The following is a 7,285-nucleotide window of genomic DNA, read 5'->3' on the forward strand; positions in this document are numbered from 1 at the left end:
ATTTTTCAAAAATATAACACAGTAATTCATGTGTTATACTGAGCCATAGTTATACATACAACCTCATAATACAATAATTCCAAGGCAGTAATTACTTCAGAAATAAGCATAATAATTAAAAAAATCACATCGCTAAAACAGAATAATAACCCAATTCAAGTAAAATTAACCATATCTTACTAACATTCACACAATTACAAAAACAACATATATTACAAATCTAAAATACATGGGACATTTAACCAGATTAAACTAAAAATCAAAAAAAGTAAAAGACCTATCTTTAACAATTGATTTTCAGTCAAAAATAAAATCATGGAAAAAAATTAATTTCACAAATAAAGATTCAACCAACAATAAAATTACATACTACCCAAAGAATATATTTAATTATACGTGCATGTGTTTATATTCGACAATCAACATATTACAGATAATACTTTTTCATCTTATGATTGCCAATTAAGTTTTCAGAAATCATTAATAAGCTGTACACATTTACCATTTACTGTCACCTAAAAACATGATGTAAAAAATATAAACATATAAAATTCACATATAAAATTTCCAAAATATAAAAACCGTATTAGTCATTACAAACACCCTTTCTTACTGGAGAATACTAATTAATCACTGGTTAGAACACGGTGACAAGTCAGAAAATACTCACTCATTTTAAAGAAAAACCACGGTTTCAAATAACAAACAATTGCTATATAAAATAAAGGCCCAAAACGCGTAAATCCGAAAAAGAGTTTTGACCTAAAACATATACTATATTGTCTTTTTGTTTTTACTTATTAAAACAAATCAAAAAGAACATGGTAAAATCTAAAGAGGATATACAGTATAGTTTTTCTATTTATTCCCTTTAGACGAGAATAATTAAAATAGTCACACTTGTATGTATTAAAATATATACAAAAATTAATAAACGGAATTTTTACCACTCGAATCATGCAATGAATAGGGATAAATCTATTCTATAAATGGCCCAATAACTGCCAGTAGTTATCTTTAAAATTGTAAGTACAATACTATAAATCATATTTTTAAATAATAGGAACCGCAGAAAGTAACATAAATCTTCTAAAGAAATGACTGCTGATAAAAATCCGATAGATTATATTGCCGAAAATTTAAAAAAATAAGGACAAAAAAATTCTAAGTTGAAAATTCAGTATGTTTTTAAAATATTATCTCATTAACTCTCCATTAATAATGCACAAAATCGCCCCCACCTTCCCTAATACCCCAAATTCTATCTATAAAATAAATTCTACATTTTTAATCGTTTAATATGAGTTCTAAAAACGATTACCCCTACTAGCAACAATGCCTTCATTTAAAGACATTGATCTATTACTCCTAATAGAGTTTCCTCCCATCGCTAATAAATACCGCTAGAGGCCATACCTTAATCATCCGTAAAAACAATCAATCGTTGCGATCTGCGGCTTGAATCTCCTTTAATTTAGATTGCAATAATACCGCGACCGTCATCTCGCTATCGATTAAATTGCGGCTTTCCCGAAAGTCTTGGTCTATATTAAACAATTCCATTTCTTGAGTTTTGTGATGAATTATTAACTTCCATGGACCCTGTCGAATCGCTGTCGCTTTTGATGTTTTCCAATAAAAGGTTCTCTCATCTTCTAATTGGCCATCATTGGCCAAATAAGACCATATATCTTGTCCATCCCACATTTTTTGGATATCACCTGTTTCTGCATTTAATAAATGAGTTAATGTAGGCAACCAATCCGTAACATGTATGGGCAAATCTACGGTTCGAGGAGCAAGTTTCCCTGGCCAATTGAGTAAGGCAGGCACACGAATACCTCCCTCGTAAAGTTCACTCTTCCATCCTCGCAATGGAAAATTATTACCCAATACATCATGGGGTTTATCCTTATAAGCTCCTCTATACTCGGTATTACTATGCCAACTATGTTGTCCTCCATTGTCACTGAGAAACAAGATCAAAGTGTTGTCCCTTTGATCAGATTCTTCTAAAGCTTCAATAATTTGACCGATACCGTCGTCCATATGAGTTACACTGGCAGCAAACCATTGTCGCGATGGGAACAGCCCAGTCTCTTTATAGTAATCCAACCACTGTTGGTCCTCATTCAATGGTGCATGAGGTACACTATAAGCTACATATAGAAAAAAAGGAGAATTGCGTTTTACCCTTATAATACGAATAGCCTCGGCCGTAATCAAATCCGTAGCATGGCCTTCCTCTACAAGGTATTCATCATTTCGATGCCAGGACTGCCTGCTTGTCAATTTGGTTTCTGTCTTATACTCATGGGTATAGGGATCAATTTGACCATCAAGATATCCGTAGGTAGATTGAAACCCGTATTTCATGGGAGTATAAGGAATAGAACCCATATGCCATTTCCCCGCAAGCGCAGTATAATATCCATTTTTTTGTAATATAGAAGCCATAGTCGGATCGCCTAGATCAATAACTTCCCCATAATCTGGTCCCAACACACCGTATCTACTGGGATATTTTCCCGTTAACAAGCCCACTCGGCTTGGTGTACAGGTAGGCATTACGTAGTGTTGAGTCAATTTCACACCTGTCCGAGCCAGTTTATCAATATTCGGTGTTTTTATATGAGAACCGTGATACCCAACATCTGACCATCCCATATCATCGGGAATAATGATGACTATATTGGGCAACTCTTGGCCATTTAAAAATTGGGGACAACTAGTGACCACTAAAAGACAAAAATAAACAAGGGAGTGGTAGGATATTCTTTGCATTAACATAACTATTTAAAAGTTATTAATTCTAAAATTGACAAAATTTCAGAGTTCTTTGTAACAAAAACACAATATACCCTTTTCTATATATATTAAAATAGCGATGAATCCAATTATATTCCGCATCCAAATCACACAACAATAATATTATATAAAATTCACTACCATTCAATTAAACTCATTAAATAAAACACGCTCTAGTTATTAAATTGATTGTTACAAACAACGACATAGACAAAATATTACTCTTTATGTAGTTGAAATTACCCCTATTTATTACACTAAGTGAAGACAAAAGATAAACTTTCGTATAAATTTCATAATATTATCAATATATAAATCAGACACTATGAAATATGTTCTCTACCCCATATTGACCATCTCACTGATGCTCATAAACCTACAAATAGCGAGTAGTCAATCCACTTCACTCAATATTATTATGATTGGTGCCCATCCCGATGATTGTGACATCAAAGGTGGTGGCACAGCCGCATTACTAAGCGAACTGGGACATAATGTCAAATTTTTATCCGTAACCAATGGCGATGCCGGTCACCAAAAACAAGGAGGTGGACCGCTGGCAAAACGAAGAAAAGCGGAAACTCAAATGTCCAAACAAAGATTGGGTATCGCAGAATACGAGGTTTTGGATAATCACGATGGGGAATTAATGCCAGAGCTCTCTATACGTATGGAGATTATCCGCAGAATCAGAAACTGGGATGCCGATGTTGTTATTAGCCACCGACCCAATGACTACCATCCCGACCATAGATACACTGGAGTATTGGTCCAGGATGCTGCCTATATGGTAGGGGTGCCCAATGTGGCTTCAGATACACCTCCTTTAGACAAAAACCCCCTCTTTCTATATTTTGAGGATAGATTTCAAAAACCCAATCCCTTTAGCCCAGACATCGCCATTGATATCAGTGCTGTGGTCGATAAAAAAATTGCAGGACTAGATGCCCATGTATCCCAATTCTATGAATGGCTCCCATGGATCAGTGGGTATAAAGGCGATATTCCCCATTCCAATGAAGGACGGAGAGAATGGTTTAAAACCGGCCCTTGGAAAGGACTTTTTACGCCTCGATCAAGTGAATATCTTGAAAACAATAATTTTAATCCTACTACCGTATCAGATGCTGTCATTGAAGTATTTGAAATTTGTGAATACGGAATTCAACCCAATGCCAATGAATTAAAACAAATGTTTCCTATGATAATCACGAAGGTCTCCCAAGAGTAGATTTAATATTTATTATCGCCTTGTTGGCATCGGTGCTTTATTTTCTTTTAACCAATGTTGTAACTTGTCAAACAAATTATTTCGGATTTCAGGATATTGCAAACTGAGATCGACCTTCTCACCTACATCATTGCCCAGATTATAGAGTTCTAATTTATCATCTTCATAAAATCGCATTAATTTCCAGTCACCAGATCGGATCACTGACACAGGCGAAGTTCGCCACGGACTATTGGGATATCCCGGAAAATGCCAATAAATGTTTTCCCTTTGCAAATGGGATATCTGCCCTGTCAATAAGGGCAATAAATTTTCGCCATCCAATAAATAATCACTCGGCGCACGACTTCCTACTGCAGCCAGAATGGTAGGATAAAAGTCAATGGTCATAACGGCTTCCTCACTCAGAGACTGGGCTGGGATTTTACGGGGCCACTTAATCATCATAGGCACTCTAATTCCACCTTCATAAAATGACCCCTTACCGCTCTTAAGTGGAGCATTACTGGTGATATCATTGTCGCTATGACCCAAAAAATCATATCCTCCTCTGCCCCCATTGTCAGAACAAAAGATAAAAAGAGTATTTTCTTCCAGTCCCAACTCTTTCAATGCATTCATTATATTGCCCACACTTTCATCCATGGATTCAATCATAGCAGCATAGCCGGCGTGATTATGACCTGCTTCCCCTGTCTTTGTTTGGTATTTTTCTTCATATTCAGATTTTGCTTGATAGGGGCTATGTGGAGTATACATTGAAAACTGGAGATAAAAAGCATTGTCTTTATTTTCTTTTATAAACGATACAGCCTTACGACTTAAATAATCTGTGAGGTATTCTCCTTCAAAGGCATCATCAATATGGGGATTGTTATTGGGTTGAAAATATCCACCTGGCCACCCACCAGGATTGCCCGCATGATAACCACCGATATTGATATCAAAGCCCTGTTGCAAAGGACCAGTATCTGGAACATCCCCGATATGCCACTTGCCTATAAATCCGGTTTTGTAGCCCAAGATCTTCAAACTTTCCGCAATAGTGACCTTACTACTGGGTAGACTGACACCATTTTCAGCTGATATCATCTTTCCTTTGCCGGGTTGACCTACATGATATATAGGCTGATGAGGATAGTACTGACCGCTAAGAAGAGCTGCTCGCGTTGGTGAACAATTGGCTCCATTGCTATAGCCATTGGCAAATCTCATACCTTCTCTAGCCAATTGATCGATGTGAGGGGTTTCGTAAAAATGGCGTTGGAGGGGATCATTTATATTTATATCCGCCCATCCCAAATCATCGGCAAGGATAATTACGATATTTGGCCGATCTTCTTTTACCTCTTGTGCCTGTAACGCAGAATTGACCAATAAGATAAGTAAAGTATTGAAGATGCACGAAGTTGACCAACTCCAAGACAGGTAATATTGAAATTGACGATTCAAATTAAAATGATTTTTATGGATTTATCGAAAAAAGAATGCATTACCATCCGAGGCAGGAAGGTAATGCATTTTAAATAAAAGAATATTGCTGCTTATTATTTTTTATACAACATCGGGCACTACATATGGCTCTCTATAATTTCGCGTAAGCATTTTGTCTGCGTCTGGGTCATTGACAAATTTTTCCGATTTCGGATCGAAAGTCAATACCTTGCCCAAATGGTAAGCTATATTGCCCAAATGTGCCAATCCAGATGATAGATGAGCTGTTTCCACAGGTCCATGAAGTATGGTTTTGTCATGGGCTCGAACAGCCTCAATAAAATTGGCGTAATGATCACCGCCTTCTTTACCGGATTTACCCGGCTCTCTATCTCGACCAAAATAAGTTTCATAGGTTTCATAGCCCTTGATGACCATATAGCCTTTGTCGCCGTAAAATATATTACCTACACCAGCACCATCTTCTAGGTTGGTACACCAGTGACGCACTTCGAACTGAATCATTTTCTTTTCATCCGGATAATGGTAGATTGAAGTTTGTACCTCTGGCACTTCCTTGGCATCATCCCATAAAAACTTACCCCCCATAGAGGTAATTTTCTGAGGCAGTCCCACATCGAGTCCCCACATACATAGATCGGTTTCATGAATCCCTTGATTTCCCACATCACCATTGCCGTAATCCCAATGCCAGTGCCAGTTGTAATGCACTAAATTACGAGTAAATGGTCTCATCGGTGCAGGACCTGTCCACAAATCGTAATCCAAACCTTCAGGTATGGGCTCAAATCCCTTGTCCCCAATACTGGGTCTCCATCTATAAACCAAACCCCGAGCCATATACACATTACCGATATAGCCATCGTGCAACAACTGCACAGCCTCCCGTATGGCTTTTGAACTTCTCAACTGAACTCCGTGTTGAACAATGCGGTCGTATTTGGCCGCTGCTTCTACCATTTTTCGTCCTTCCCATAAATTGTGAGACCCTGGTTTTTCGACATATACATCTTTGCCAGCTTGACAAGCCCATATAGTGGCCAGAGCATGCCAATGATTACAGGTAGCTATGGACACAGCGTCTACATCTTTGTTATCGTATACATGCCTCAAATCCTGAACCGTTTCCACTTTTTTACCATATGTTTCTTCAAACTCCGCCGCTCGCTTCCTACAGAGTACCATATCGGGATCACACAATGTAGTTACCTGAACATTATCCTGCTTCATAAATCCTTTAATATGGTTTTTCCCTCGACCATTCACTCCTAAAACGGCGACATTCACCCGATCATTGGCCCCAAAAACTCGGGCGGGGACAATAGTGGGGAAAGATAACAAAGCACCAGCGGCTACTGAATTTTTAATAAATTTTCGTCTTTCAAGATTTGTTTTCATTTGCATAGTATTAATAATTTGCGTTAAAATAACAATTTAATACAATTATTCAATACTAAATTTTGAAAACACCGTGATTCAACCCTATAAATCGCCGTTACTGCTTGAAAAATTCATAAAAATAGTCAAATCGATAACAAATAGGAAGGTAAATGCTTACGATTGAGACAGATAGGCAAGATTAAAAGAATGGATAGGAATATGAATATGAGAATTGATATAGATTTCTGGACACAAATATATAATATGAATTAGGTTTTATAATGACGGATAAGATTTTGATTGACCGAATGCCGTGGATGACCGAGTATTCTATGATAAAACCAAACAATTAAGCCATTAATTTTACAAAAGGTTCATCTCGGTTTATTACAGCGTAAATCGGCAGATTTT

Annotated in this window: 4 protein-coding genes; 1 reads left to right on the forward strand and 3 read right to left on the reverse strand. The window is 37.0% G+C overall.

The annotated features are described in order from the left end of the window. Nucleotides 1–1,437: 1,437 nt before the first annotated feature. Nucleotides 1,438–2,784 carry a sulfatase-like hydrolase/transferase gene (locus tag LVD51_RS14915; protein ID WP_236972194.1) on the reverse strand — a complete coding sequence of 449 codons (1,347 nt, stop codon included), beginning with the start codon at nucleotides 2,782–2,784 and terminating at the stop codon, nucleotides 1,438–1,440. 388 nt (nucleotides 2,785–3,172) lie between these two features. Here LVD51_RS14915 and LVD51_RS14920 point away from each other — a divergent pair, with 388 nt between their 5' ends. Continuing rightward, entirely contained in the window at nucleotides 3,173–4,039 is an 867-nt protein-coding gene (locus LVD51_RS14920; RefSeq protein WP_394803179.1) for a PIG-L deacetylase family protein, read from the forward strand. 12 nt (nucleotides 4,040–4,051) lie between these two features. On the opposite strand, the gene LVD51_RS14925 is transcribed toward LVD51_RS14920, so the two are convergent. Together LVD51_RS14925 and LVD51_RS14930 are read right to left on the reverse strand one after the other, a co-directional pair. Then, nucleotides 4,052–5,491, reverse strand: coding sequence for a sulfatase (locus LVD51_RS14925; RefSeq protein WP_236972196.1), 1,440 nt, complete (start codon nucleotides 5,489–5,491; stop codon nucleotides 4,052–4,054). A gap of 102 nt (nucleotides 5,492–5,593) precedes the next feature. Beyond that, nucleotides 5,594–6,892, reverse strand: a complete 1,299-nt coding sequence (locus LVD51_RS14930; protein ID WP_236972197.1) for a Gfo/Idh/MocA family protein — start codon at nucleotides 6,890–6,892, stop codon at nucleotides 5,594–5,596. Between the last annotated feature and the right edge of the window lie 393 nt (nucleotides 6,893–7,285).

It is taken from the genome of Membranihabitans marinus, from assembly GCF_021729155.1.
Classification (GTDB): Bacteria; Bacteroidota; Bacteroidia; order Chitinophagales; family Saprospiraceae; genus Membranihabitans; species Membranihabitans marinus.